This is a genomic window from Pseudoalteromonas ostreae (genome assembly GCF_018069805.1).
In the GTDB taxonomy this organism is placed as follows: Bacteria; Pseudomonadota; Gammaproteobacteria; order Enterobacterales; family Alteromonadaceae; genus Pseudoalteromonas; species Pseudoalteromonas ostreae.
The window spans coordinates 62,422-88,590 of sequence record NZ_JAGPYN010000005.1 but is presented as its reverse complement, the minus strand read 5'-3'; the positions used below and the strand labels follow the sequence as shown (position 1 = coordinate 88,590).

Below are 26,169 nucleotides of genomic sequence, written 5' to 3'. Positions count from 1 at the left end.
ATAAAAAATGCTAAAATTAAAAAATCGCTTAACGCTGGGTAAGAACAGGTATTATATCTAAGAAATTCTCACAGAGGTACTGTGGATTCAAATCAGCAAGATTTTCACCTTGGTTATAACCATAATTAACGGCAAGTACGTCTATATGTGCCGCTTGCGCCGCTAAGATATCACTTTTTGAGTCACCAATCATAATTGCTTGACTCACTGGTACATTTAATTGCTGACAAGCAAATAAAAGAGGCTCTGGTGAAGGCTTTTTGGCCATGTCATCACCACACACTATCACCTCAAAATGACTTCTTAAAGCGAGCTTATCAAGTAGCTTTTCAGTAAAGCAACGGGCTTTGTTAGTGATCAACGCTTTTGGTATACCACGTAACGCCGCAAGGCCTGTTTCTACGTGTTGATAAAGCACACTGTATTCACCTACTTGTTGCTCATAATGACCATAAAAAAGCGCAATTGCTTTATCTGCTAATGCTGGATCTAGGTGTTCACTGACTTTCATGTCGCCACTGAGGCCTCGCTTAACCAGCATTTCAATGCCGTTACCAACCCAGCTTTGTACCAACCCCTGACTTACAATTGGAAAAGCTAAATCAGATAAAGTCAGATTCATCGCTATATATAAATCATAAACACTATCAACTAAAGTACCATCAAGATCAAATAAAGCGGCTTCATACTTCATTATTTTACACCCTCTAACTGAGCACGCATTTGTTCAATTACTTGTTGGTAATCTGGCTGATTAAAAATAGCAGAGCCGGCAACAAACATGTCAGCTCCGGCTTGAGCCGCCGCCGCAATATTATCGACTTTAATACCACCATCTACTTCTAAACGAATAGCACGACCTGAATCATCAATTATTTTCCGTGCTTGGCGTAGTTTTTCCAAAGTATGAGGAATAAAACTTTGACCGCCAAAACCTGGATTAACCGACATGAGTAAAATTACATCAAGCTTATCAATCACATGTTCTAAATAGCTTAAACTCGTCGCAGGGTTAAAGACTAAACCAGCTTGGCAACCATGATCTTTGATCAGCTGTAAAGTGCGATCAATATGTTCACTCGCTTCGGGATGAAAAGTAATGATTGAAGCGCCAGCATCAGCAAATTGCGGTATTAAACTATCGACCGGTTTAACCATTAAATGCACATCAATAGGCGCAGTAATACCATAATCACGCAGCGCTTTGCACACCATAGGCCCAATTGTTAAGTTTGGCACATAGTGATTATCCATCACATCAAAATGAACTACATCTGCACCAGAAGCTAAAACACGCTCAACATCTTCGCCCAAACGGGCAAAATCAGCAGATAAAATAGACGGGGCGATAAGGTACTTTTGTAGTGTTTCTAACATAAACAATCCTTAGTGATATTAAAAATGCGCAAAATAGCAGGGCCGTTAATTGCCATAATGTAACCTAAATCAAGCTATTCCCCAAGAATCCCAGTTAATTAAAGCTTTAACTCTATTTGAAGTTTTGCAACGGTTATATTTTAAACAGTTAAATATAAACATTATTTTTACCTTAACCTTTTAATTTTATTAATTTTTTATATTTGTTAAGGATAAATTAAGTTTGTTATTTGAGCATTTTTTATGTATGCTCTAGTGAGTAACACTATTATGGACTTAGTAAAATGCGTGCTTTTAAAATCGGGATCTTAACTGCGGTTGCTATAACTATCGGTACAATCAGCTATTTTTCAAAAAGTGATGATGCACTTATTACAGCTAATGATTGCGAATGTAGCTCAGGCCATTTAACAATTAATAATGCAGTGCAATGCATGAGGGTCGAACAAGAATCAAGTTGGATGTCATGGCTCACTGGTGGTAGTCGCAGTGCACAATTTCATTATTTAGATTTACTTGAATTATTAACCAGCTCAGACGAACCACAAAAAGCGCGTTCACTTGGCCCTAGGTTCTAATCAAATGCGGCAACTGATCAGCGCTATACAAAGTGTTATTGCGGCATTTTTTGGCGTGCAATCTGAACACAAGCGTGACGCTGACTTTAAACAACACTCGCCTACCAATATCATCATCATCGCTATTATTTTATTTATATTTTTTGTAACCGCTATCTATGGCGTGGTGACTTGGGTGCTAAGTACATAGCCATCAATTCATTGACTTTATTACGCGAACCACCTTTTGGGCTAATCGTCCGCTTAACTTGAATTTCAGCTAACGTTGCTTGGCTATATATTTTACGCGTCCATACAGTGTCATGATTGGAGATCAATACCGGTGTTTTGTTTTCAAATGCCGCTTGCTCAGCTAAATTAGCTAGATTCGCCTGATCATCTAAATTAAAGCCCCCCTTAGCATAAGAGGTAAACGACGCCGTTTTACTCAAAGGCACATAAGGTGGATCACAATAGATCACTGCGTTATCGGGTACTAATTTAAATACATCGTCATAACCTAAACAAGTAAATGTGGCTTGTTGTGCTTTTTCGGCAAAAAAGTACATTTCTTTTTCAGGAAAATACGGACGTTTATATTTACCGAACGGAACATTAAAAATTCCTTTCAGGTTATAGCGGCATAAACCGTTGTAGCCGTGACGATTCATATATAAGAATAAAACCGCTCGCTCGTAGATGTCATTACTTTGATTAAACTGTACGCGATAATCATAATATGCGTCAGGCTGGTTGTTTAAATCAACAAACAGCTTTTTAGCATCGCAAATGAATTCATCTGGTGAGTTTTTTAATTCGTTATACAGGTTAATGAGATCAGCATTAATATCATTAAGAATATAATTTTTAAAATTTGTATTTAAGAATACCGAGCCAGCACCAACAAACGGTTCAACTAAGGTATCAGCGTGTTTGCTCGCTTCATTTAAGCGTGCACTAATATCTTCAACTAAGCTGTATTTTCCGCCAGCCCATTTAAGGAAGGCTCTGGTCTTTTTCTGCATCGGCTCTTTACTTCAAACTAGTGTGCCGCGATTTTACACTAAACAGTGTAAATTTACTGATCTAGTAACGCGATTTCTTGTTTTATTTTACTGATTTTTTTATAAAACGGCTGATTTTTACGCACCGCTTCAGGTAGGCTTGCTAGCACTTCGCGAGCAGCATTTAAATTATCATAGCTGCCATAGGTTACCACCCACCACATCTTAGCATTACGTCGCGTCTGATAGACCTTAGCTAGTGGTTGTAACCTTTGTTCAAACACATACTGTTCAGCAATTGTTTGTTGAGTTACCGCTAATAATTGGATCACGAGCTTGCTGTCTGGCTGTTGTAGATACCAGCGATTATCAACGGGCAGAATAACGTCCGCTTCGCTGCTCACTTCAGGCTCAATAACAGCATCAGCTAAACTCGTTGTAACATCTTCAGGCTCAGCGGCTGGCGCCAAACTATCTAATATTGCAGCGACATTATTCTCTTTCTGGGTAGGGTTTTCATCTGCCTGCTTAACCTGTTCTAGTTGAGCTTCAGTGCGTTCTACTGCTGACGAATCTGTTGCCACCGCAGGTGCTGCTTGCTTTAAAGTATCGACTGCGATTGCTGTCACAACTGGTGGTTCTGCTTGTGGCTGATAAAAATCATGCCACCAGCGGGTCATATCAGATTTATATAAAAAGCCAATGATGAGTAACATAATAATCACTAGCAGCGTTATTAAATGTACTCGCCAAGATACTTTATCAGTGACTACAACCTTAGCTGTATGCTGTGTTGGTTGCCACGCTAACAATAAACTCGGATTACCGTGTGCTTCGCGCAAAAAGGTTTGAAATACCGGGTCTTCATCATAAGGTAAATCATTAAAATAGCGTTTCATCAACTGTTTACTTTCTACTATTGAAAGTGCTTCGAGATGAATTTCAACAGCGCTTTTAAATTGCCCTACTGATTGCGATGCCAGTAAGACATATAAAGTAGTAGGACTATGCTTGGCAAGCGTTGTTAACTCTTCGACCATTTCTTCAGATAAATGCCGTCCACCATCTAACACCCATAAACATGGACCACAGTTTTGCTGTTTAGCTAGTTGGTAAAAATTCTCTGACAAGCTTAGGTTATGATCAATTAACGGCGAGCGGAAACTTTGTTCCAGTAACTCACTCATCAATTGCATATCACTCATACGCGCACTAAGCTGCACAAATGACTTATTAAAATCACTATATTTATCAGTAATGAAGGTTTCGAGAAGATAACTTTTACCAAGTCCAGAAGGACCCAGTAAGACAATTAAATTTTGCCCATATTCAAACTGTAGGGCAATCCGATCAACCAAAGCCGCACGGCTAGGTAAGATTTGCGATTGCATTAGCGCCCTATTAAATTTCGGACCTGTTGATCTGAGACGTCATCAACCAATGCGCATTGACCAAACACTGTAGGAAGAATAAACCGGATCGTGCCTTTTTTATTCTTTTTATCTTTACGCATATGATGAAGGAAATGTTCAGCAGTCATGATATCGGGGATCTCACTAGGCAAATTATATTGCGCTATTAAGGTAACGATCCTTGCAACTTCTTGTGCACTTAAATCACCACGAGTATGAGCTAGCCGTGCTGCCAATACCATGCCAGTGGCAACAGCTTCACCATGTAGCCATTGACCGTACCCCATTTGCGCTTCGATAGCATGTGCAAAGGTATGGCCTAAATTAAGTAACGCTCGTAGTCCTGCTTCTTTTTCATCCTGAGCGACAATCAGTGCTTTAATTTCACAACAACGAAAAATCACATGCTGAATGGTTTCTTCATCCAAGGCCTGCAATTGCGCGGTATTGTTTTCAAGAAAAGTAAATAATTCTGTGTCGTAAATTAAGCCATATTTAATGACTTCAGCCATACCGGCTGCAAATTCACGAGTAGGAAGTGTATGCAATGATTGTGTATCAATAAACACAGCTTGCGGCTGATAAAAAGCCCCAATCATGTTTTTACCCAAAGGATGGTTAACCGCCGTTTTACCGCCAACTGATGAATCAACTTGCGATAATAAGGTAGTGGGTACTTGAATAAACGGTACTCCGCGTTGATAGCAGGCCGCAACAAAACCAGTCAGATCACCAACCACACCGCCACCAAGGGCGATTAAGCAAGTATCTCTGCCGCAATTGTTTTCAAGTAAAAATGCCGAGATTTTCTCAAACCACTCCAGTGATTTATATTGCTCACCATCAGGAATAATAAAACTTAGCGGATTTAAATCAGCTAATAACGCCATTGCATCGCTTAGGTATAAAGGTGCAATGGTGTCATTAGTGATAATGATAGGTCGACAATCACCAATATGATGACGCAGCCTCTCAGTCTGTTGAAGAACAGATTGACCAATATAAATAGGATAACTTCGCTCGTCTAAATTAACTGTTAATTCAAGCATCGCTAGTATCCTTTCTTATTGGTATTTAAAAATCTAATTTCTCGATGATTTGATTAGCGACAACTTTAGCGCTTTGCTCATCAGTGCGTACAACAAAATCAGCTACTTCTTTATACAGCGGTTCGCGTTCTTCAGCTAAGCGCTCTAATACATCACGAGGTGCTTCTTCTGTTTGCAGTAATGGGCGACGCTTGTCGCGCTGCGTGCGTGCAACTTGCTTTTCGATAGGTGTCTCTAGGTATACAACAATACCACGAGCCGAAAGCTTGTTTCGAACTTCTTTACTCATCACTGAACCACCACCAGTTGCAAGTACAATACCTTGCATTTCTGTTAGATCGCCAATGACAGATTCTTCACGAAGTCGAAAGCCTTCTTCACCTTCAAGATCGAACACCCAGGCAATATCTGCACCGGTACGGCGTTCGATTTCTTGATCAGAATCGACAAATTCAAGGTGCAATTGATCTGCAATGTGACGACCAATTGTGCTTTTGCCAGCCCCCATAGGGCCAACTAGAAATATATTACGTTTTTCAGCCATATCTTTTAGTACAAACGAACTCTAAAATTTGAAATAAAACCCCGCCTAACGACCTGGCCCCAAAATTAAGGAGGGGATTATCTCAGTAATTGATTGGGTATTTCAAGTCAATTAGAACAAAAAGCCAATTAACGAGCAATTAAAGTCAATAATTGCCCATTGTGTAAGAATAAATCAGTGCAAATTACTCTATTTGGATTTTCGGAGTAACGAAAATCAGCAATTCTTTCTTTTCATTAAACTCACTTGTGCTTCTAAACAGCACTCCTAGGTATGGAATATCACCTAATAATGGTACTTTTTTAACTGAGTTAATGATTTGCTGCTGGAATATACCACCAAGTACCACGGTTTGACCATTCTCAACCAATACTTGGGTTTGAATTTCTTGGGTATCAATTGCAACTGCAGGACCAGTTCCAGTTTGTACCGTATCACCTCGGGTATCTTGGGTAATGATTAAATCCAAGATAACTTTATTATCTGGGGTGATATGTGGTGTTACCTCAAGACTCAATACTGCCTTTTTAAAGCTAACCGTTGTAGCACCGCTTGAAGCTGATTCAACATACGGTATTTCAGTACCTTGTTCAATACGTGCTTTTTTCTGGTTGGCAGTAGTAATACGCGGACTTGCGATAATTTCACCACGATTTTCTTCTTCAAGCGCGGTTAGCTCTAAATCAAGTAATGTGCCATTTGCTAATTTAGCAACGTGCATACCGATGCTACCAGCAGCACCTGTGATAGGCAGGTTGACATTAAGGCGATCTGAAATATCTGGGATTTTCCCGTTAGAAATCGTATTAGCACCTTTTAAAGTTCCTGAAATACCATCTGTGCCTTGTTGATCACTAAACCCCCACCTTACTCCTAAATCTTCTTTTACGTTATCACGTACAGTGACCATACGTGCCTCAATAATGACTTGTCTGACTGCGATATCCAAAGTTTCGACCATACGGCGAACACTTGCAATGCTTTTAGCTGTGTCTTTAATTAGCAAAGTATTGGTACGTTTATCAACGGATACACTGCCGCGAGCACTAATGATACTGTTAGTATCGGTTTTTAGTAGATCAGCAAACTCTTCCGCTTTAGCATAGTTTAAACGAATGTATTCGCTGTAAAGCGGCTCTAAGTCTTCAACTTGTTGTTTGGCCTTTAAATCTTTCGCTTCGCGGGCGGCCAGCTCTTCAGATGGTGCCACCATTAATATAGAGCCATCCATACGCTTGTCTAAACCTTTAACACGTAACACTACGTCAAGCGCTTGATCCCAAGGCACCCCATCTAAACGAAGGGTTATGTTGCCACTGACTGAGTCACTAGTTACTAGGTTGAAATCATTATAGCCGGCAATAATTTGCAATACGGCACGCACTGAGATGTCTTGAAAATTTAAGGTCATAGGCCGACCTTGATACTCTTTACCACCTTCTAAATATGAACGTTGCGAATCATCTTTTTCAACTGTAAGTGTAAGAATATTTTCAATTTGTTGATAAGTGAATTTAAACGCGGCATTAGGGGTTATCACTACCCTACTCATATTATTTGCTTTAAATGTCTCAATTGAGCTCACCACTGTACCAAAATCAAGCACATCTAGCTCATACAATAAGTCATCTAAAATATCGGTGTGATGAAGTTCAGCAATAATTTTTCCGCCACTTTCATGCACATCAATTGCAGCTTGAGTGTCTTGTAAAAAGACTAAGACTCGCGCTTCGCCTTTTTCACCTCGGCGAAAATCAATAGACTGGATTGAGTTAATGTAATTACCAGTCACTTTTTTAACTGTATTATCATCTTCTTGTGACGTGATAGGATTATCTGAGACGTGCAATGAAACAAGATTATTATTAACCGTTGTTTGGTAAATTTTTAAACGCTCTAAATGAACAGTAACAATCAAGTTACCATCAACAGCTATACTATTAACTTTTTCAATACCCGCTTGGTTAATTTGGACTTCACTCAAACCTTGATCAACACCAGCGGCATTAAAGCGCATTTCAATACGGGCTGGGTTATTAAATACCTGAACTTTTGGTTCGGTACTCAGTTCTTCATCAAATACCAGCTGTAACTGTGTTTCTCCAGCTATTAACGGGCTATAACGAACGTCATACAATAGCGGGGTAGCCATTGCTGATTGTGTGATAAAAAGGGCAATAATAACAAACAAAGCCTGATGAATACGATTACTCCAAGATACTCCCTTATGCATTTTAATTTTACCTTTTTTATTTTTAACTAGTGCCATTGGATCCCGTCTCTAACATTTCCAGCTTTGTCAGCCGCTCTTTCCAACAACCAGACCCATCGGGTATTAATTCTAACAATTCTATATAATCACTTTTAACATTTTGTACAACACCATGATACAAACCAATATGATTACCTACAGTGACTCGGTGTAAAGTATTATCTGCGGCTTTAATTAGTGCCCATGTTTTACTGGCAGACCCTAGCGTGCCCTTCATTGTTAGGTTATCCAATGGATATTTCTCTAATACTTCCCGCGTACGATCAGGATCAGGGTGTAAGCAATTTTTAACTTGGATCATATTATTTTGAATAATTTCCGGTTGCGGCGCAACAAAAGGACTACGCAGTTGTTGTGCACTATATCCAAAGTGCTCAAATTGGGTCAGTTTTGGAATGCCCTCGACCTTAGGCGTAGTGCTGGCTTTTACCTGATCAATAAATTCTTTTTGCTCAGAAGTATCATCGTTACATGCGCTCACCAAAATACTACAGAGTAAAAGCAAGGCTAGTTTTTTCATTTTTTAGCCCCTGCTTTCTTCACACCACCTTCATAGCGGTAAGTTTTGGCAACAACGCTAAAGGTCAGTTTGCCTGAATCTGAACTATTAATTGAAAAGTCATGCAAACTTACAATACGAGGAAGCTGCGCCACTTTGTCAACAAAGTCACCAAACTCATGGTAGCTACCTATTACTTCAATTTTAATCGGTAACTCGGTATAAAACTCTTTTTCCACCTCTGGTAACCAGCCAATTTTAAGGAATGTTAAGCCACTGGTTGTACCCACATAAGATAAATCATCAAGTAAGCCTGGCGTTTCGTTTGAAGTCGGTAAGCGTTTTAGTAATAAAGAAAACTTTTCTTCCATTTCAACCATTTGTTGACGGTAAATTTCTAGATTACTGGCCACTGCATATTTCACTCGATAGGTACTGCGTAACTCAACTTCTTTACTAACCGCACTGTGGTAGCTATCGATTTCGGCTGAAACCAATAAGCTATAACTAAAAAACAACACTAAAGCAGCCACAAAAGTGCAGCAAATCATCTTTACCACTATTGGCCAGTCGCCAATATTTTCAAGTTCAATTTCGTTCCATTCAATCTCTGTTAACGCTTTGATATCAAGGCTCATTATTTAACCTCACCGATCTTATCAAAGGGTTTTACATAAAACTCCATATTAAAATCACTCAATAAACGAGACGATTTCTCCCCTGCAATAATACCTTGCATTATCGGCTTTTCGAGCAGATAGGAGTTTTGTACTTGGCGCAACATGTTTGACAAATAATTATTTGATTCGCTACGACCAACCACATGAATTGCACTACCACGGCGCTCTAACTTAGTTAGATAAACACCCGTTGGGACAACTTTGGCAACTTCATCCATAATTTGCGTACCTAAATTACGACTACTTTGCAACTCTTCAATTAAGCGCATACGTTGCTGCAAGTTTTCTTTCTTTTTGTCTAATTCACGTATTTCACTAATACGTTTATCTAATTGGCCAATTTCAGCTAAAAGGTAATTATTTTTAATATTTTGGCCGTCTCGTAAACTACCGTAATAGCTACTCAATAAATACATGCTGATAAAACTACCAAGCACCACGAAAAATAAAATAGTGACGAATTTATTCTGCGATTGTTTTCGTTGCTGTTCACGCCACGGTAGTAGATTTATATGTGGCATGATGAAAAACTCCTTAATGCCAAACCTGTCGCTATTGCAAATTGAGTACGATGACGCTGTAACACATTACGATCGACATGGTGGGAAATATCCATATTTTCAAAAGGCTCAGCTACTATGGTATGAATACCTAGCTCTTCAATTAGCAGTCTATCGAGGCCATCAATCATCGCTGTGCCCCCGGTAAGCACGATATAATCTATTTGATCTTTGCCGCTGGTGGTTAAAAACATCTGTACTGCGCGGCGCACTTGCTGCAATAATGAAGTTTGAAACGGTGCCAAAACTTCAAACGTATAGTTAGGCGGAAGATCGCCAGTGGTTTTGCCTATTTCAGCTTCATCAAAACTTTTATTGTAATAAGCCACGATGCTGTTGGTGTATTGATCGCCACCAAATACTTGGTCCCGGGTATAAATCGTTTCACCACTAAGCACCACACTTACTAACATAAGTACCGCACCAATATCGACCACTGCCACACACTTATTAAATGCATCGCTTGGTAATTGTTGATAATACACTTCCATTGCGCGACTTAGGGCATAGCTTTCGACATCAACCACTTTTGTGGTTAAGCCAGCCGATTCTAATGCACCAACTCGGGCTTCAACACTTTCGGTACGCGCAGCTGAAAGTAACACATTCATTTTAGAAGGATCGGCTTCGTTGGTACTAAGCTTTTCAAAGTCTAAGCTAACTTCATCTAATGGGTAAGGAATAAGGCTGTCAGCTTCGATTTCTATTTGCGACTCAAGCTCTGCGTCAGTGAGCGTGACATCCATAAAAATTACTTTTGTAATGACGGTTTGTCCTGATACTGCCACTGCCGCCGAGCGAATTGACTTAGGTAACTTACGCTTTAATTTAGTAACAATATTACCAATCGCCTCAATATCTTGAATACTGCGCTCAGCCATAGTACCTTTTGGCATTGGCTCAATTGCAAGCGCTTCGAGCCTATAGCCACTGTCCGTTTCATTAAGTAACACCGCTTTTATAGCGTGTGAACCGATATCGATCCCTACCATCATCGATGAAGACTTATTCAATAGTTGACTTAGCATGTTCGCAACTTGGCCTTTGTTTTAAGAATAAACAAGTTATAATTTTTATATGAAAAAATACTATTCATTTTTTAATCAATATATACTAGCAGTCTCCGATTCTAATTGGGAGTCCATTTAGGGAAAATATAAGTGATTTTATTGAAACGAACTTTACAATTTTTTATCATTTGCGTGTTTTTAGGGCTCATTACCTTAGTAAGCCTTTATTATTACGTTAGATCTGATATCCCCAGTGTGCAAGTTTTAAAAGACGTGCAATTACAAACTCCTATGCAAGTCTTTTCTAAAGATGGTTTATTAATCAATCAGTTCGGTGAAAAACGCCGCATTCCGGTGACTATAGAAGAGATCCCACAACCACTCATAAATGCTATTTTAGCCACTGAAGATAACCGTTTTTATGACCACATAGGCATAGATCCTATAGGTATTTTACGTTCAGCGCTCGTATTAATTTCAACTGGTGAGAAAAAGCAAGGCGCAAGCACTATAACAATGCAACTTGCTCGTAACTTCTTTTTAACACGCGAAAAGGCTTATATTCGTAAAGTAAAAGAGATCTTCATTGCATTACACATTGAGAACTTACTTAGCAAGAATGAAATACTCGCTTTATACCTAAATAAAATAGAGTTAGGCAACCGTGCTTTTGGTATCGGGGCCGCCGCACAAGTTTATTATGGTAAGCAACTAAACGAGTTAACTTTAGCGCAAATGGCAATGATTGCAGGCTTACCAAAAGCGCCATCTGCTTTAAATCCGATCAGAAATCCTGTTCGCGCCAAGGCACGCCGTAATGTGGTACTAAGACGTATGCTCGATGAAGGTTATATCTCTCAAGAAGACTACACCCAGAGCTCTCAAGAACCAATTACGGCAAAATTTCATGGTGCCGAAATAGACTTATATGCGCCTTATATATCTGAAATGGTGCGTGCAGAAATGGTCGCTCGTTATGGCTACGAAAAAGCCTATAATACCGGCTTTAAAGTTTACACCAGTGTTGAATCTGACGTACAAGCCGCAGCGCAAACTGCACTCGTTAATAATCTACATGCATACGACATGCGCCATGGCTATCGTGGCCCAGAGCAGCAACTGTGGGACTTTGAAACGCAAACAGCTTTAAGTTATAGCAAAATTTTAGAAAAGTTAAAGCCAATAAAAGAAATTGGTCCATTATTAGCAGCTGCCGTACTTGAAGTCGGTGAGCAAAACGCCACTGTATTATTAAAAAATGGTGAGCAAGCCGACCTTAATTGGGATAACCTAAAGTGGGCACGTAAATACATTACGCGCTACCGCCAAGGTTTCCCACCAAAAACCGCTGCCGACATACTCAATCCAGGAGAGCAAGTTTGGCTACGTAAAAATGACGATGGTAGCTATCTACTCAGCCAGTTACCCGAAGCGTCAAGCGCATTAGTATCGCTGGATCCGAATGATGGTCGCATTAAAGCAATTGTTGGCGGTTATAGCTTTGAACAAAGCCAATATAACCGAGCCGTGCAAGCAAAGCGTCAGGTAGGCTCTAACATTAAGCCATTTATTTACTCTGCGGCACTGAATAATGGCTATACCTTAGCGTCTATTTTAAATGATGCGCCAATTAATCAATGGGACAAGAGCTTAGGGGTTGCATGGCGACCAAAGAACAGTCCTGCGGTATATAACGGCCCAATCCGTATACGTCGTGCTTTAGCACAATCGAAAAACGTTATTTCGGTGCGCTTGCTGCGCGGCGTTGGCTTACAGCGCACAGCTGACCACCTATTAAAGTTTGGCTTTCAAAATAATGATATCAATCGCAGTGAATCGCTAGCTTTAGGTAGTGCGTCAATTACTCCTTTAGAGCTTGCTCGTGGTATGAGTACCTTTGCCAACGGCGGTCACTTGATCACGCCATACTTCATTAATGAAATTCAAGATTCAGCAGGTAATGTGTTATTTAAAGCAGAACCATTATTAGCCTGTGATCCTGTTACTCCTCAGCTAACAATGACTCAATTTGAGTCCACAACTGGATTAAATGCCAGCCAAGCAGCAAATCATTGTGCACCGCGCATCATATCCAAACAAAATGCGTTTTTGATAGCTGATGCGATGAATAGCGCTATTTGGGGAGGCGGTAGTTGGACGCATAAAACCGGTTGGAGTGGCACTGGTTGGCGTGCTCAAGTATTAAAGCGCCGCGATCTTTCCGGTAAAACGGGTACTACTAATGACTCTGTCGATACTTGGTTTAGCGGCTTTAACCGCAATGTTATGACCTCGGTCTGGGTTGGATTTGATAATCCAGGTAACCCGCTTGGTCGCTCGACGTATAATAACAACATGGATAATACCCAGATCTCTGGTGCAGAATCTGGTGCTAAAACAGCTCAACCAGCATGGATTGACTTTATGCGAGTAGCACTCAAAGATAAACCAGAAGCGCCAATCGAGCCACCTGAAGGATTAGTGTCGGTACGAATAGATTTAGCAACAGGGCTCTTGAGTCAAAAGAACGATTACACCAGTCGCTTTGAATACTTTGAAAAAGGCACCTCGCCTACTAAGTATGTGATGCAGCATGTAGAAAACGTGTTTGAAGAAGAAACCAAAACAGAAGAAGAGCTGTTTTAATATTACTATGTCGCGATATAAAATCGCTGCTACATAAAAAAAGCGCCAATCGGCGCTTTTTTCATTTTACAAACTCAGAACTCATTTTAAGTTTTGTATTAACCAATATAAATCAGAATGCACGCCTGCTGCGGTAACTTCCTTACCTGCACCAGGGCCTTGGATCACCAACGCATTATCGCTATACCACTGGCTGTTGATCACAAAAATATTATCGCCAGGAGTCAAGTTAGCTAAGGCATCCCCCTGAGTTGCGTATGCCAGCCCCACTTTAGCGGTTACTTTTCCATCGGTAATTGTCAGCGCGCCAGTATAACGCAGTACTTTGTTTTCTTTGGCAGCTGACTGCGCTTTTTCAGCAATAAAGTCATCAAGTAACTGCTTGTTATCAAGGAAAGACTGCCAATCACCTTGCGCTAGTTGCTCTGGCATCAACGGCGTTAAGCCAATCTCATCAAGCTCCAAGGTGAGTCCTAACTCACGCGCTAAAATAAGCAGCTTACGCTGCATATCACGCCCTGATAAATCTTCGCGTGGATCAGGTTCGGTATAACCTATTTGCTGAGCTTGTAACACTAAATCGGAAAACGCCACACCGCCATCATAACTGCTGCACAACCACGACAAAGTGCCTGAAAACACGCCTTCAATATGGGTAATACTGTCGCCACTGTTTTGTAAATCAGCTAACGCAAAATTAATTGGTAACCCTGCACCAACACTGGCGTTATAACGCCATAATAAGTTACGCTCAGCTAAATTACGGCGTAAATTTTGATACCAGTCATTATTTGCAGTGCCCGCATATTTATTAGCGCTGATCAAATGGCAATCTAAATTTACAAACGCCGGGTAAAGCTTACTAAACGCTTCACTAGCAGTAATATCAATCAGTACTTTGTGTTCGTAATCGAGTTCGCTGATACGTGTCAGTAAATCAGCTTCTTGGTAATCTATTGCTTCGTTTTGCCACTGTGACTGCCATTGCTCAAGCACGATACCACTTGGGCTGAACAACATAGAGCGCGAGCGTAATAAACCAACCAGCTTAACGCTGAAGTGTTGCTGCAAACGATTAAGCTGCTGACTTAGTTGCTCAATAAATACTTCACCAACATTACCAAGGCCAGCAACAATAATAGCAAGCTCTTGGCCTTTGTTGATCAACTTATCATGCAATATAGTCAATACATCACTATCAATTGATTGATCTGTAAGAAGTAATACGTAGTCTGCGTCTTGATGACTAAAGCGCGGCACTAAACTTTGCTCACTAAGTACTTGCGTTGCTTGTTCAAATAATTGCGCTACATCATTTCGTGGCGCCACAACAGCGCAACCATGTAAGTTCGATTCAATAATATTAGCGCGCCCTTGCAAGTGGCTCACCACCTGATGAGTCGCTACTGCCGGCACGAGTAAGTAGGTATCGCCGTTTTTAATAAAATGATGCAAGCTGTGCTGAATAAGCTGACTTAATTCGCCAATTTCACCGCCACGCAGCTGATCAATACGCAGTAAATCAATATTTTCTAAGGTAGTGATAAAACGCTTAGCTTTACTGTAGCCTTCTTTGACAATTTCTGTCGCGCTAGCTTCGCTGTCGTAACTACTGCGAACGACTAACTTGATATCAGTATTTTTTAATGGCGAGAGAGTTTTAGCATGTAACACTGGGTTGCCCAAACGCGCCAGTAAATTTGCTTGGCCACGGCATACTTTTGAGTACTTAATCGCTTTTTTTACTTTACGAGGGTCGGTACTAAACACCCCTTGGGTATCAGTCCAAATTGATACCTGACTAGCATGGCAATAACTGCTTAACAAAGTCGCGCTGTAATCACTGCCATTGCGCCCTAAAGTAACGGTATTTGCTTGGCAATCAGCGGCTATAAAACCAGTAACAACGTTAATGCAATTGGCTGAAATTAACTCGGCACAGGCTTGTTGATTTTTTTGATGTAATAATTGCCCATCATTAAGAGTAAACAATTGACGAGCATCAACATCTTGAGCTGCAACATTTAACTGTTTTAAATAATTAGCCAATAACCGTGCCGACCAAACTTCACCGTGAGCAAGCAGTGCGGCTTCCTGTAAGCTTTGCTGTTGAGTTTGCAGTGCGATTAAGGCTAACTCTTGTTCTAATACATTTAATGCCGTATGTCGCGCTGCTGGACTCAACAACTGCTCGATCAAAGTACGTTGGTGATTATCAAGCTGCAATAAAATATCAGTCACTGCCTGTTGATCACCTTGCTGGTAACTCTGCCATAGCGTAACTAACGTATTAGTGGTTTTACCGGCTGCGGATACCACCACACAATCACCAGCTTCCGTATGGGCTAAAATAATATTTGCTACAGCCTGATAACGCTCCGCAGAACTAAGACTTGAACCACCAAATTTATGAACTACATTTACCATTTTTTATTACCACAAAGCCGTATGTGCAGAAGTCAGTTTAAATGAGCTTGATTGCACTTCATCTTGTTGTTGCGAAACTGATGTTAATGCAGCAGCTGCATGCAGCCCCTGACCAGGCTTCACTTTATTAAATACTCGTTCTAAATCAGCGACTAAATCTTTCACATCTTCAATGCCCACCGAAATACGGATCAGGGTATCACCGACTCCCGCCGCAAGACGAGCAGTCGCCTCCATACCTGCATGAGTCATAGTTGCTGGGTGACAAATTAAACTCTCAACCCCACCTAATGACTCAGCCAAGCTAAACTCTTCAAGGCTGGTTAAAAATACCGCAGCATCGTTAACATCACCCTTGATATCAAAGCTTACCATACCACCAAAACCACGTTGCTGCTGTTTAGCAAGTTCATGCTGTGGATGAGATACTAATCCAGGGTAATATACTTGGCTTACATAAGGCGAGCTTTCTAAATACTGGGCAATAATAAAGGCATTTTCTTGATGCTGGCGTAAACGGACATTTAAGGTACGCAGGCCACGTAACGTTAAGTAGCTATCAAACGGCGCACCAGTAATACCAATATTATTAGCCCACCAAGCAAGCTCGTCACCCAACTCTTGAGTAGCGGCAATCACCGCGCCACCAACAACATCTGAGTGGCCGTTAATATATTTAGTGGTCGAATGCACCACAATATCAACACCAAACTCAATTGGGTTTTGCAAAGCCGGTGATAAAAATGTGTTATCCGCACCAACCAATGCACCGCACTGCTTAGCAATCGAGGTGATCGCTTTAATATCGGTTAAGCGTAGGATAGGGTTACTTGGTGTTTCAATCCAAATCAACTTTGGTTTTATCTCAAGAATTTTTTGATGATTTTCAGATTTAGTTAAATCTAAAACCACTAACTTTAATAAGCCACGCTTTTCAAGTGAAGTAAATAAGCGGTAACTACCGCCATAGCAATCATGTGGGATCACTAAGGTATCGTCACTGTTTAGCAGCTGAGTAGCTAAATGTACCGCAGCCATGCCCGTTGCAGTGATAATACCCTTAGCGCCACCTTCAAGCTTGGCGAGCGTTTCAGCGAGTAAGTCTCGGTTTGGGTTGCCGCTGCGGCCATAATCATATTGGCGCTTTTTATCAAAATCAGCAAATGAGTAGGTGGTCGATAAATGAATAGGAGGCACAACCGCACCGTGATGTTTATCTGCATCAATACCATTGCGTACTGCAATGGTTGCTTTATTCTTTTGACTCATACCGTCACCTACTATTAAATGGATGTTTAGACGTCTAAAAGGTTAGAGGATCAAGTTGAATAAGTCAAAGCATTTATGTGCTTTTAGCCGCAAGATTAGAAGTAAAAACATTTAAGCTGCTAGATGGCTAAAAAACAAGTATTTGACTATCTTTTTTAACACGATAGAATTTCGCCATCTTTGCGCTGCAAAAGGTCGCGCAAACAATTAACAACCTGAGGCAACGATACATCCTATGGCTAAATGGAATGGTGAATATATTCACCCATACGCAGAACACGGGAAAAAATCAGAACAAGTTAAAAAGATCACCGTTTCGATCCCGCTAAATGTATTAAAAGTTTTGACTGATGAGCGTACTCGTCGTCAAATTAATAATCTTCGCCATGCAACAAATAGCGAATTACTTTGTGAAGCATTTTTACACGCATTTACTGGCCAACCACTGCCAAACGATGAAGATTTACGTAAAGATAATCCAGAGAAAGTGCCTGAAGAAGTGAAAAAAATCATGCTTGAGATGGGTCTCGAAGTACCTGTACTCAACGAAGATTAAGTTATCATTTATATACATTCCTGCTTCAGGAATTGGCTACAAAAAAACCTCAGTAACTTACCTTACTGAGGTTTTTATTATTGTGCCATTACAAATTGCAGCTGAGCAGCTACTCCATGTAGTTTTCCGGCATATCAATTTGTGCAACACCAGAATCAATTGCCGCTTGCGCTACTGCTTTGGCAATGCGCGGTAATAAACGCGGATCCATCGGTTTTGGAATAATATACTGCGCACCAAATTCAAGTTTCTCAACACCCGCCGCTTTTAGTACTTCCGCAGGTACTGGTTCTTTAGCAATGCTACGAATAGCGTCAACCGCAGCAATTTTCATTTCGTCATTAATTTTACTAGCACGCACATCTAGCGCACCACGGAAAATAAATGGGAAACACAACACGTTGTTAACTTGGTTTGGATAATCTGAACGACCCGTTGCCATGATTAAATCATCGCGAGCACCATGAGCAAGCACTGGTGAGATTTCTGGATCTGGGTTTGAACAGGCAAACACGACAGGTCGATCAGCCATTAACTTAAGATCGTCAGGAGAAAGTAAATTCGGGCCAGATACACCAACAAATACATCAGCATCAGCAATAACATCTTGCAGTGTGCGCTTATCGGTATTGTTAGCGAATAACTGTTTGTACTCATTTAAATCATCACGACGAGTATGAATAACGCCTTTACGATCTAACATGTAAATATGTTCACGCAATGCGCCACACTTGATCAGTAGCTCCATACACGCAACTGCTGCGGCACCGGCTCCTAAACAAACGATAATCGCATCTTCGATTTCTTTGCCTTGTACTTCAAGTGCGTTGATCATACCTGCGGCCGTTACAATCGCGGTACCGTGTTGATCGTCGTGGAACACTGGAATGCTACAACGCTCGATCAACGCTTTTTCTATTTCAAAACACTCTGGGGCTTTAATGTCTTCTAAGTTAATACCGCCAAACGTATCAGCGATGTTAGCAACTGTATTGATGAAATCTTCGGTGGTATTGTGTTTCACCTCAATATCTATCGAATCTAGACCCGCAAAGCGTTTAAACAATAACGCTTTACCTTCCATAACCGGTTTTGAAGCCAATGGACCTAAGTTACCTAAACCTAAAATGGCAGTGCCGTTAGTAATAACCGCAACCATATTGCCTTTACCTGTGTATTTGTAGGCATTGGCGGGATCAGCAGCTATTTCACGTACCGGTTCTGCAACACCGGGGCTGTATGCGAGTGCAAGATCCTGTACGGTTTCAGCTGGCTTTGTAAGCTCAACGCTTATTTTTCCTGGAACGGGGTGCGAATGGTAATGTAAAGCTTGTTCACGAAAGTCTGACATAACGCGATTTTATCCTGCAAGTAAGTTAAATTGAAAGTGAGAGTAAGCAGTTCTAATATCTTATAGGGAACAATACCTAGATTATAATTAAATTCAAGCAATATCAGGTCTATCCTGTTATATGCTATATCCGTTAATTTTATGCGTTTTGTCAGCAATTTTTGCAAAAAACCTTCAATTTTCGACTATAAAAACGCCACAAAGCATCAAAAAACCCTTCTTAAAATGCTTATTATGTAACGCTTTAAAGCAACAATAATGGCCTATGACTAAAAACCATCAAAGTAAGACGTTAACAACATTTAACCGCAAAAAACCTAACTTTACCGACAAAACCGTTTAATTTATCGTTTTAAAGAGAATGACAATATAGTCAACAAATCACTATTTGTCTGTTATTTGTTCGCTATACTGAATATAAAAGTGGGAAATAGTCACAACATAATGAATGCGTAAACTGGAGCACTAGAGCAAGAAATAAAGACTAAAAGGCGGTGTTTTTAATAAATAGCAGGCATAAAAAAAAGCACCCTAAGGTGCTTTTTCCGACAAAACAACAAGAATTACTTGCTGCTAAGTGAACCGAAACGCTTGTTAAAGCGATCAACACGGCCACCTGTGTCTAAAACTTTTTGCTTACCAGTGTAAAACGGGTGACACGCAGAACATACGTCTAAGTGAATGTCTTTACACAGAGTAGAACGAGTTTCGAATTTATTTCCACATGAACATGATGCTGAAATTACTTCGTACTTAGGGTGAATACCTTCTTTCATAGAAACCTCTAGTTAAGGCCGCATCGCTCTCCAAACCCGAAGTCTGGCACCATACGTCGTTAAAACAAATTATTTAGGACGCGTATTCTAAGCAACAACCCCACTTGCTACAAGCTTTAAATGTCGTTTTTGCTAATAAAATGAACAAAAGTTTTAAAGAAGATATTTGCAGGTAGGTTTTCAGCCATAATTTTAGTACATTAACTCCCTTATTCGTTCTTGTTTGGGTTGTTATGAGTTTTGTTGAAGTTGCTATAAAAGTACCGTTGCATCGCACCTTTGATTATCGCATTCCAGAGCAACTCGATGCTTTATCGGTGATGCCTAAAGTCGGTGCGCGGGTGTGGGTGCCATTTGGTAATCAGCGCAAAGTTGCGGTAGTACTGGCGCTAAAAACCAACACCGATGTGCCAGTTAATAAACTTAAAGCAGTGCTTGAAGTGATTGATGATGAAGCCGTTTTATCAGAGCGACATATCGAATTATTGCGTTTTACTGCACGCTATTATTGCTACCCACTAGGTGAAACAATTCATATCGCCCTGCCTGGCGCGCTGCGTCAAGGACTGTGCCCAGATAAAAGCAGTATTAGTATGGTGGCACTAACTGAAAAAGGCGCTAAATTACCATCTTTAAAAGCAAAGAGCCAACTAAGCTTACTCAAACAACTGGCAGATTCAGGTAAATCATCACTTACAGAATTAAAAGCGCTGGGGTTTAGTAAAAAAACCATCGACAGCTTACTTAACAAAGAGCTGATCAGCCAAACGATTGAACACGACAACCAATGGCAACAACAACTTCCCACCGTAGGCACTAAGCCGACTCTAAATAAAGAGCAAGCAGTAGCCTGTACCACCATTAATCAAGCGGTCGGTTTCAATAGCTTTTTACTAGAAGGTGTCACTGGCAGTGGTAAAACCGAGGTTTACTTACAATGCCTTGAAGAAGTTTTAAAACGCGGTGAACAAGCACTCGTACTCGTGCCTGAAATTGGCCTTACGCCACAAACGGTTAATCGATTTCGTCGTCGCTTTCCTGATACGCCGATTATGCTGTGGCATTCAGCACTGAGCGATAACGAACGCTTACAAACTTGGCGCTTTTGTGAAAAAGCCAGTTGCGCAATTGTGATTGGTACACGTTCGAGTATCTTTTTACCATTTTTAAAGCTTGGTATGCTCATTGTTGATGAAGAACATGACGGTTCATTTAAACAACAAGATACCTTACGTTACCATGCCCGTGATTTAGCCGCATACCGCGCTTTTCAACATAAAATACCGCTGATCTTAGGCTCAGCAACCCCGGCGCTCGAAACCTTGCATAAGGCAATTCATAATAAATACCAACTGCTGAGCCTAACGCAACGTGCGCAAACCAGTACCGACAATAAATTTCAGCTGATTGATATGAAAGGCCAGCCGGATCAAGCTGGTATAGCCCATGCCAGTCTTGCCACTATGCGTCAGCATTTAAAACGAGGCAAACAAGTGATGGTATTTTTAAACCGTCGCGGTTTTTCGCCTACCCTGATTTGCCATGAATGTGGTTGGTTAAGTGAGTGCACACGTTGCAGCACAAGCGCGACTTTTCACAAGGCCATCGGCCAGATGATTTGCCATCACTGCGGGGAGCAAGAACGCGTGCCGCATCAGTGTCCAGACTGTGGTAGTACACAAATATTTCCTAACGGCAAAGGCACCGAACAAATAGAAGAGTTTTTAACAACCGAGTTTCCTGATACCCCGATTAGCCGGATTGACCGCGACTCAACGCGTCGTAAAGGCAGTTTAGAAAAAGCCCTAGACGATATAAACCAAGGCGGTGCACGGATTTTAGTTGGCACCCAAATGCTTGCCAAAGGTCATCACTTTGCTGATGTGAGCTTAGTATTGATCCTTGATGTCGACGGCGGCTTGTACTCGTGCGACTTTCGCGCCACAGAGCATTTAGCACAATTGGTTACTCAAGTGGCTGGCCGTGCTGGGCGCAGTGGCGAACCGGGTCATGTATTATTGCAAACTCACTTTCCCGAACATCCTTTATTACAAGATTTAGTCAATAATGGTTATCAAGATTTCGCCCGTTTTGCACTGCAAGAGCGCGATGACGCACAGCTACCACCAATAACTAATATGGCGATTGTCCGCGCCGAAGGTCACAATATAAAACAAGTGGTCGATTTTTTAACAGATTTAGTTCCAGTCCAGGGTCTAACTGGTATACAATTGCTAGGTCCGATCCCTGCACCGCTCGAGCGAATTGCAGGGAAATATCGCTTTCAATTGCATATTCAAGCGCTCGAACGCCCTCTATTACACCAATATCTCGCGCAAATGGTAGACTACTTAAGTACCAGTAAATTAGCGCAAAAGGTGCGATGGAGCTTAGATGTAGATCCAATAGATATGATTTAAGGTTAGAAGCCCAATACCACCATGGCACAACACGATTTTATTAATAAAAAACCGGGCAACCGTAATAGCAAAAAAACAGCGCCACCGAAAAAACCATTCCCCGTATTATTAGTACTGGTTACCGTACTACTAGTTGGCGGTTTTAGTTTTGGTTTATGGTATGTCAAAACCAATGCAGATCCAAAGCTGGTTGAACAGCAAGCAAACCCAACACCTGCAAAAGTGCAACAAGAGTTGCCTAAACCACGCCCTCCTGAATTCATAAAAGAAATCAAAGAGCATGAAATTCAAGTTGAAGTAAGAGAGCTTGAACAAAAAGGCCCTTATGTAATGCAATGCGGCTCGTTCAGAACCCATGGCCAAGCAGAAACCTTAAAAGCTAAAATCGCATTTGCCGGATTAATCGCCGAAATTCGTGAAACAACCGGCACTAACGGTGTCTGGTATAAAGTACGTTTAGGTCCTTATAAAACCAAACGTTTAGCCGAAAGTGATAAAAACAAACTAAAGCGTAGCAAAATAACTGGTTGCGGAATTTGGAATTGGACTTGATTTTAGCCCATTAACCCATATTAACTCATCATCAATCGCTTTTAACGAGTCGCCCCTGCGACTCGATGATGAGGAATAACATGACCACTATTGTAAGTGTACGTCGCGGCGATAAAGTCGTCATTGGTGGCGATGGCCAAGTTTCACTTGGTAACACCGTAATGAAGGGCAACGCCCGCAAAGTTCGACGCCTTTATAATGGCAAAGTGATCGCTGGTTTTGCTGGCGGCACTGCTGATGCCTTCACCCTGTTCGAACGTTTTGAAAGCAAGCTTGAAATGCACCAAGGCAATCTAACCAAAGCCGCTGTTGAAATGGCTAAAGATTGGCGTAGCGATCGCGCCTTGCGCAAACTCGAAGCATTGCTTGCTGTTGCCGACTCCACAGCTTCACTGATAATTACTGGTAACGGTGATGTTGTGCAGCCTGAAAATGATTTAATTGCCATTGGTAGTGGTGGTAACTTTGCCCAATCAGCTGCAACAGCCCTACTTGAAAACACCGATTTAAGCGCCCGCGAAATTGTTGAAAAAAGCCTGACAATTGCCGGCAACATTTGTGTATTCACAAATAACTTTCAAACCATCGAAGAATTGTAATAGGAACTGCTATGTCTGATATGACTCCCAGAGAAATCGTTCATGAACTTGACCTGCATATAATTGGTCAAGCAAAAGCAAAAAAAGCAGTGGCTATTGCCCTTCGTAATCGCTGGCGCCGCATGCAATTAGATGAAGATCTTCGCACAGAAGTAACGCCGAAGAATATCCTGATGATCGGTCCAACCGGTGTTGGTAAAACTGAAATTGCCCGTCGTTTAGCAAAACTTGCCAACGCGCCTTTCATTAAAGTCGAAGCGACTAAGTTCACTGAAGTGGGCTATGTTGGTAAAGAAGTTGAAACCATCATTCGCGACTTGGTTGATGTATCAATCAAAATGACCCGTGAACAACAAACTAAAAAATTCAAACATCGCGCAGAAGAAGCTGCCGAAGAACGCATTTTAGACGCACTACTGACCCCAGCTAAAGATTCGTCTGGTGAAAGCCAACGCGACGAAGGCTCTTCAACGCGTCAGATCTTCCGTAAAAAATTACGCGAAGGTCAATTAGACGATAAAGAAATTGATATTGATTTAGCCCAAGCACAACCAAATGTTGAGATCATGGCACCACCTGGTATGGAAGAAATGACCAACCAGCTGCAAGGCATGTTCCAAAATATGGCGGGTGACAAGCGCACTAAACGCAAACTTAAAATTAAAGAAGCGTTTAAATTATTGGTTGAAGAAGAAGCCTCTAAATTAGTAAACCCTGAAGAGCTAAAAGAGCAAGCAATCTTCGCAGCCGAACAAAACGGTATTGTGTTTATCGACGAGATAGACAAAATCTGTAAACGCGGAGAATCATCAGGTCCAGACGTAAGCCGTGAAGGCGTACAGCGTGACTTACTGCCACTGATTGAAGGCTCAACCGTGAGCACTAAGCATGGCATGGTGAAAACTGACCATATGCTGTTTATTGCCTCTGGCGCATTCCAAATGGCAAAACCATCTGACATGATCCCAGAACTACAAGGTCGCTTACCTATTCGTGTAGAGCTTGAAGCATTAACCGCTGACGACTTTAAACGTATTTTAACCGAACCACATGCCTCACTGACCGAGCAACAACATGCACTACTTAAAACAGAGCAAGTAAGTGTAGAGTTTAGCGATGACGCCATCGAACGCATTGCCAAAGCGGCATGGCAAGTTAATGAAAAAACCGAGAACATTGGTGCACGTCGCCTACATACGGTAATGGAAAAACTGATGGAAGAAATTTCCTATGATGCATCAGAGCAAGCTGGCACCAGTTTAGTCATTGATGCCGCCTATGTTGAGAAGCATTTAGGTGCACTGGTTGAAGATGAAGACCTAAGTCGCTTTATTCTTTAATTTTAAAACTAGAACTTAGGGCCCAGGCTCTAAGTTCTAGGCTCAATACACAGGCATAACAATGAAACAAGTTATCAAGGTACATCATCATACCGTTAGCAAAACCCTTGATGTCTATTTTGACGATGACACCCAATGTACTTTTAGTAGTGAGTTTTTACGTGTTCATTCACCGTCTGCCGAAGTACAAGGCCATGGTAACGAACCAATGAAATTGGTACTCGGTAAATCGCAGGTTAGCATCAAAAGCATCGAGCCAGTCGGCCACTACGCACTGCGTTTAGACTTTGACGATGGCCACAACAGCGGTTTATTTAGCTGGGCATATTTCAGCCATCTACAAGCCCAACATGACGATTTATGGCAAACCTACCAACAACGCCTCGCAGAACATCAAGCCAATAAAGACAGTGTACCGATCAAGTTTGTACCTTAGGTTAGCTGCGAGCTTTAAGCTGTAAGCTGTAAGTTGCTCGGCGTTAAAGTTGGTTATGTGGTTGTGGTTGAGTGCAGTGAAGCGTAACGAGAAGTAACTAGGTTTTAGGTTTTAATAAGCCCTAAAATGCTCTGAACAGATGAGATTCAATCAAATCTGACAGTCGCATGTGTGCCAATTCAATTAACATACGTTCACTTAGATTTAAATAGCTCCGCGCTTTTAGGTAAGTCATTCTCTGAGCACTTATGTACTTCTTGGTAGATCACTTCTGTCTGGAACTCTGGGGCATACATCCCTGTTTGACTTATATGACTTTCATAAAGTTTATTCTTATAAATATTGTACAGTGGTAGAATTGAATATGTATCACTAATTGAATATGCTTGATACATTTTCAATTCTTGGACCATTTCGCCTTCACTATTTACCACAAAGCCTGAAATAGACTTATGAAAAACATTGCCATCCATTTTGAAATGGCACCATTCTTCAGTTTCCTTTTCTAAATTTACGATCAAATATTTTGAATGACCAATTTTCCAGAACATTATAAAACCTAACGAGCCTGTTGATTAACTCGTTTTTAATTTATTTTTATTGATGTATTAACCATAGCGGAGTTGCTATTTTGATTCAATCACTTAGTAATATTCGTGTTAGATTATCGATTATTTAAGCATGCCAATACTAAACGCTAAGTTTCCCTCATTTACTTCTCATTCCCTTCTCTTTGTGCAAAAAATTTAGTGAATTATTTACAAAGCGGTTAAGAGGCGCTGCGCTTAAGAGGAAAATAAGCAAATGCTGCGCCAATAACATGAAGGCTATTA

At 41.0% G+C, this 26,169-nt stretch carries 25 protein-coding genes; 9 read left to right on the top strand and 16 right to left on the bottom strand.

Annotated elements, in window-relative coordinates:
• Positions 1 to 28: 28 nt before the first annotated feature.
• A complete protein-coding gene (locus J7338_RS05520) occupies positions 29 to 694 on the bottom strand; it encodes an HAD-IA family hydrolase (protein WP_210796121.1) in 666 nt (221 codons plus the stop codon).
• Positions 694 to 1,377: a ribulose-phosphate 3-epimerase gene (rpe, locus tag J7338_RS05515; protein WP_182717700.1), complete on the bottom strand. Its 684-nt coding sequence runs from the start codon at positions 1,375 to 1,377 to the stop codon at positions 694 to 696. The genes J7338_RS05520 and rpe overlap by 1 nt, the downstream gene beginning before the upstream one ends.
• 284 nt (positions 1,378 to 1,661) lie before the next feature.
• Here rpe and J7338_RS05510 point away from each other — a divergent pair, with 284 nt between their 5' ends.
• On the top strand, positions 1,662 to 1,955 hold the full coding sequence (locus J7338_RS05510) for a hypothetical protein (RefSeq protein ID WP_210796120.1): 294 nt from the start codon (positions 1,662 to 1,664) through the stop codon (positions 1,953 to 1,955).
• A gap of 4 nt (positions 1,956 to 1,959) precedes the next feature.
• Positions 1,960 to 2,145, top strand: coding sequence for a DUF2970 domain-containing protein (locus J7338_RS05505; RefSeq protein ID WP_210796119.1), 186 nt, complete (start codon positions 1,960 to 1,962; stop codon positions 2,143 to 2,145).
• Here the strand turns inward: J7338_RS05505 and J7338_RS05500 are convergent.
• The 9 genes from J7338_RS05500 to J7338_RS05460 all read right to left on the bottom strand — a co-directional run bounded on the left by J7338_RS05500 (position 2,108) and on the right by J7338_RS05460 (position 10,982).
• Complete coding sequence (locus tag J7338_RS05500) at positions 2,108 to 2,959, bottom strand: Dam family site-specific DNA-(adenine-N6)-methyltransferase (RefSeq protein ID WP_210796118.1); 852 nt, start codon at positions 2,957 to 2,959, stop codon at positions 2,108 to 2,110. The genes J7338_RS05505 and J7338_RS05500 overlap by 38 nt on opposite strands.
• A 53-nt stretch (positions 2,960 to 3,012) precedes the next feature.
• A complete protein-coding gene (locus tag J7338_RS05495; RefSeq protein ID WP_210796117.1) occupies positions 3,013 to 4,329 on the bottom strand; it encodes an AAA family ATPase in 1,317 nt (438 codons plus the stop codon).
• Positions 4,329 to 5,399: a 3-dehydroquinate synthase gene (gene aroB / locus J7338_RS05490; protein WP_210796116.1), complete on the bottom strand. Its 1,071-nt coding sequence runs from the start codon at positions 5,397 to 5,399 to the stop codon at positions 4,329 to 4,331. The genes J7338_RS05495 and aroB overlap by 1 nt, the downstream gene beginning before the upstream one ends.
• A gap of 25 nt (positions 5,400 to 5,424) precedes the next feature.
• Positions 5,425 to 5,943, bottom strand: coding sequence for a shikimate kinase AroK (gene aroK, locus J7338_RS05485; RefSeq protein ID WP_008466255.1), 519 nt, complete (start codon positions 5,941 to 5,943; stop codon positions 5,425 to 5,427).
• Positions 5,944 to 6,127: 184 nt separating this feature from the next.
• Complete coding sequence (locus tag J7338_RS05480) at positions 6,128 to 8,212, bottom strand: type IV pilus secretin PilQ (RefSeq protein ID WP_210796115.1); 2,085 nt, start codon at positions 8,210 to 8,212, stop codon at positions 6,128 to 6,130.
• Positions 8,199 to 8,735 (bottom strand): pilus assembly protein PilP, encoded by a 537-nt coding sequence (locus J7338_RS05475; protein ID WP_210796114.1) that lies wholly within the window; start codon positions 8,733 to 8,735, stop codon positions 8,199 to 8,201. The genes J7338_RS05480 and J7338_RS05475 overlap by 14 nt, the downstream gene beginning before the upstream one ends.
• Positions 8,732 to 9,352: a type IV pilus inner membrane component PilO gene (locus J7338_RS05470; protein WP_210796113.1), complete on the bottom strand. Its 621-nt coding sequence runs from the start codon at positions 9,350 to 9,352 to the stop codon at positions 8,732 to 8,734. The genes J7338_RS05475 and J7338_RS05470 overlap by 4 nt, the downstream gene beginning before the upstream one ends.
• Complete coding sequence (locus J7338_RS05465; protein WP_210796112.1) at positions 9,352 to 9,915, bottom strand: PilN domain-containing protein; 564 nt, start codon at positions 9,913 to 9,915, stop codon at positions 9,352 to 9,354. The genes J7338_RS05470 and J7338_RS05465 overlap by 1 nt, the downstream gene beginning before the upstream one ends.
• A complete protein-coding gene (locus tag J7338_RS05460) occupies positions 9,903 to 10,982 on the bottom strand; it encodes a pilus assembly protein PilM (protein ID WP_210796111.1) in 1,080 nt (359 codons plus the stop codon). The genes J7338_RS05465 and J7338_RS05460 overlap by 13 nt, the downstream gene beginning before the upstream one ends.
• Positions 10,983 to 11,114: 132 nt before the next feature.
• Between J7338_RS05460 and J7338_RS05455 the strand changes: the two genes are divergently transcribed.
• On the top strand, positions 11,115 to 13,610 hold the full coding sequence (locus tag J7338_RS05455) for a penicillin-binding protein 1A (protein ID WP_210796110.1): 2,496 nt from the start codon (positions 11,115 to 11,117) through the stop codon (positions 13,608 to 13,610).
• A gap of 81 nt (positions 13,611 to 13,691) precedes the next feature.
• Here J7338_RS05455 and metL read toward each other — a convergent pair whose 3' ends face one another.
• On the bottom strand, positions 13,692 to 16,037 hold the full coding sequence (gene metL / locus J7338_RS05450; RefSeq protein ID WP_210796109.1) for a bifunctional aspartate kinase/homoserine dehydrogenase II: 2,346 nt from the start codon (positions 16,035 to 16,037) through the stop codon (positions 13,692 to 13,694).
• Positions 16,038 to 16,043: 6 nt separating this feature from the next.
• Positions 16,044 to 17,306, bottom strand: a complete 1,263-nt coding sequence (gene metB / locus J7338_RS05445; protein ID WP_210796108.1) for a cystathionine gamma-synthase — start codon at positions 17,304 to 17,306, stop codon at positions 16,044 to 16,046.
• A 235-nt stretch (positions 17,307 to 17,541) separates the two neighbouring features.
• Between metB and metJ the strand changes: the two genes are divergently transcribed.
• Positions 17,542 to 17,862 (top strand): met regulon transcriptional regulator MetJ, encoded by a 321-nt coding sequence (metJ, locus tag J7338_RS05440; RefSeq protein ID WP_016709540.1) that lies wholly within the window; start codon positions 17,542 to 17,544, stop codon positions 17,860 to 17,862.
• A gap of 109 nt (positions 17,863 to 17,971) precedes the next feature.
• Here metJ and J7338_RS05435 read toward each other — a convergent pair whose 3' ends face one another.
• Entirely contained in the window at positions 17,972 to 19,213 is a 1,242-nt protein-coding gene (locus J7338_RS05435; protein WP_182760696.1) for a malic enzyme-like NAD(P)-binding protein, read from the bottom strand.
• A gap of 563 nt (positions 19,214 to 19,776) precedes the next feature.
• A complete protein-coding gene (gene rpmE, locus J7338_RS05430; protein ID WP_145238505.1) occupies positions 19,777 to 19,989 on the bottom strand; it encodes a 50S ribosomal protein L31 in 213 nt (70 codons plus the stop codon).
• Positions 19,990 to 20,222: 233 nt separating this feature from the next.
• Here rpmE and priA point away from each other — a divergent pair, with 233 nt between their 5' ends.
• From priA to J7338_RS05405, 5 genes are all read left to right on the top strand, one after another.
• A complete protein-coding gene (priA, locus tag J7338_RS05425; RefSeq protein WP_210796107.1) occupies positions 20,223 to 22,409 on the top strand; it encodes a primosomal protein N' in 2,187 nt (728 codons plus the stop codon).
• A 21-nt stretch (positions 22,410 to 22,430) separates the two neighbouring features.
• Entirely contained in the window at positions 22,431 to 22,961 is a 531-nt protein-coding gene (locus J7338_RS05420) for an SPOR domain-containing protein (protein WP_149982624.1), read from the top strand.
• An 80-nt stretch (positions 22,962 to 23,041) separates the two neighbouring features.
• On the top strand, positions 23,042 to 23,560 hold the full coding sequence (gene hslV / locus J7338_RS05415; protein ID WP_145238496.1) for an ATP-dependent protease subunit HslV: 519 nt from the start codon (positions 23,042 to 23,044) through the stop codon (positions 23,558 to 23,560).
• Positions 23,561 to 23,571: 11 nt separating this feature from the next.
• Positions 23,572 to 24,900 carry an HslU--HslV peptidase ATPase subunit gene (hslU, locus tag J7338_RS05410; protein WP_210796106.1) on the top strand — a complete coding sequence of 443 codons (1,329 nt, stop codon included), beginning with the start codon at positions 23,572 to 23,574 and terminating at the stop codon, positions 24,898 to 24,900.
• Between the two features lie 61 nt (positions 24,901 to 24,961).
• Positions 24,962 to 25,336, top strand: a complete 375-nt coding sequence (locus J7338_RS05405; RefSeq protein WP_210796105.1) for a gamma-butyrobetaine hydroxylase family protein — start codon at positions 24,962 to 24,964, stop codon at positions 25,334 to 25,336.
• Positions 25,337 to 25,530: 194 nt separating this feature from the next.
• Here J7338_RS05405 and J7338_RS05400 read toward each other — a convergent pair whose 3' ends face one another.
• Positions 25,531 to 25,887 (bottom strand): hypothetical protein, encoded by a 357-nt coding sequence (locus J7338_RS05400; protein WP_210796104.1) that lies wholly within the window; start codon positions 25,885 to 25,887, stop codon positions 25,531 to 25,533.
• Positions 25,888 to 26,169: the final 282 nt, after the last annotated feature.

What these genes read in the sequence shown, in the direction of transcription:
- J7338_RS05520 (WP_210796121.1), bottom strand. Translation starts at nt 694, where the DNA reads ATGAAGTATGAAGCCGCTTTATTTGATCTTGATGGTACTTTAGTTGAT.
- rpe (WP_182717700.1), bottom strand. Translation starts at nt 1,377, where the DNA reads ATGTTAGAAACACTACAAAAGTACCTTATCGCCCCGTCTATTTTATCT.
- J7338_RS05510 (WP_210796120.1), top strand. Translation starts at nt 1,662, where the DNA reads ATGCGTGCTTTTAAAATCGGGATCTTAACTGCGGTTGCTATAACTATC.
- J7338_RS05505 (WP_210796119.1), top strand. Translation starts at nt 1,960, where the DNA reads ATGCGGCAACTGATCAGCGCTATACAAAGTGTTATTGCGGCATTTTTT.
- J7338_RS05500 (WP_210796118.1), bottom strand. Translation starts at nt 2,959, where the DNA reads ATGCAGAAAAAGACCAGAGCCTTCCTTAAATGGGCTGGCGGAAAATAC.
- J7338_RS05495 (WP_210796117.1), bottom strand. Translation starts at nt 4,329, where the DNA reads ATGCAATCGCAAATCTTACCTAGCCGTGCGGCTTTGGTTGATCGGATT.
- aroB (WP_210796116.1), bottom strand. Translation starts at nt 5,399, where the DNA reads ATGCTTGAATTAACAGTTAATTTAGACGAGCGAAGTTATCCTATTTAT.
- aroK (WP_008466255.1), bottom strand. Translation starts at nt 5,943, where the DNA reads ATGGCTGAAAAACGTAATATATTTCTAGTTGGCCCTATGGGGGCTGGC.
- J7338_RS05480 (WP_210796115.1), bottom strand. Translation starts at nt 8,212, where the DNA reads ATGGCACTAGTTAAAAATAAAAAAGGTAAAATTAAAATGCATAAGGGA.
- J7338_RS05475 (WP_210796114.1), bottom strand. Translation starts at nt 8,735, where the DNA reads ATGAAAAAACTAGCCTTGCTTTTACTCTGTAGTATTTTGGTGAGCGCA.
- J7338_RS05470 (WP_210796113.1), bottom strand. Translation starts at nt 9,352, where the DNA reads ATGAGCCTTGATATCAAAGCGTTAACAGAGATTGAATGGAACGAAATT.
- J7338_RS05465 (WP_210796112.1), bottom strand. Translation starts at nt 9,915, where the DNA reads ATGCCACATATAAATCTACTACCGTGGCGTGAACAGCAACGAAAACAA.
- J7338_RS05460 (WP_210796111.1), bottom strand. Translation starts at nt 10,982, where the DNA reads ATGCTAAGTCAACTATTGAATAAGTCTTCATCGATGATGGTAGGGATC.
- metL (WP_210796109.1), bottom strand. Translation starts at nt 16,037, where the DNA reads ATGGTAAATGTAGTTCATAAATTTGGTGGTTCAAGTCTTAGTTCTGCG.
- metB (WP_210796108.1), bottom strand. Translation starts at nt 17,306, where the DNA reads ATGAGTCAAAAGAATAAAGCAACCATTGCAGTACGCAATGGTATTGAT.
- metJ (WP_016709540.1), top strand. Translation starts at nt 17,542, where the DNA reads ATGGCTAAATGGAATGGTGAATATATTCACCCATACGCAGAACACGGG.
- J7338_RS05435 (WP_182760696.1), bottom strand. Translation starts at nt 19,213, where the DNA reads ATGTCAGACTTTCGTGAACAAGCTTTACATTACCATTCGCACCCCGTT.
- rpmE (WP_145238505.1), bottom strand. Translation starts at nt 19,989, where the DNA reads ATGAAAGAAGGTATTCACCCTAAGTACGAAGTAATTTCAGCATCATGT.
- priA (WP_210796107.1), top strand. Translation starts at nt 20,223, where the DNA reads ATGAGTTTTGTTGAAGTTGCTATAAAAGTACCGTTGCATCGCACCTTT.
- J7338_RS05420 (WP_149982624.1), top strand. Translation starts at nt 22,431, where the DNA reads ATGGCACAACACGATTTTATTAATAAAAAACCGGGCAACCGTAATAGC.
- hslV (WP_145238496.1), top strand. Translation starts at nt 23,042, where the DNA reads ATGACCACTATTGTAAGTGTACGTCGCGGCGATAAAGTCGTCATTGGT.
- hslU (WP_210796106.1), top strand. Translation starts at nt 23,572, where the DNA reads ATGTCTGATATGACTCCCAGAGAAATCGTTCATGAACTTGACCTGCAT.
- J7338_RS05405 (WP_210796105.1), top strand. Translation starts at nt 24,962, where the DNA reads ATGAAACAAGTTATCAAGGTACATCATCATACCGTTAGCAAAACCCTT.
- J7338_RS05400 (WP_210796104.1), bottom strand. Translation starts at nt 25,887, where the DNA reads ATGTTCTGGAAAATTGGTCATTCAAAATATTTGATCGTAAATTTAGAA.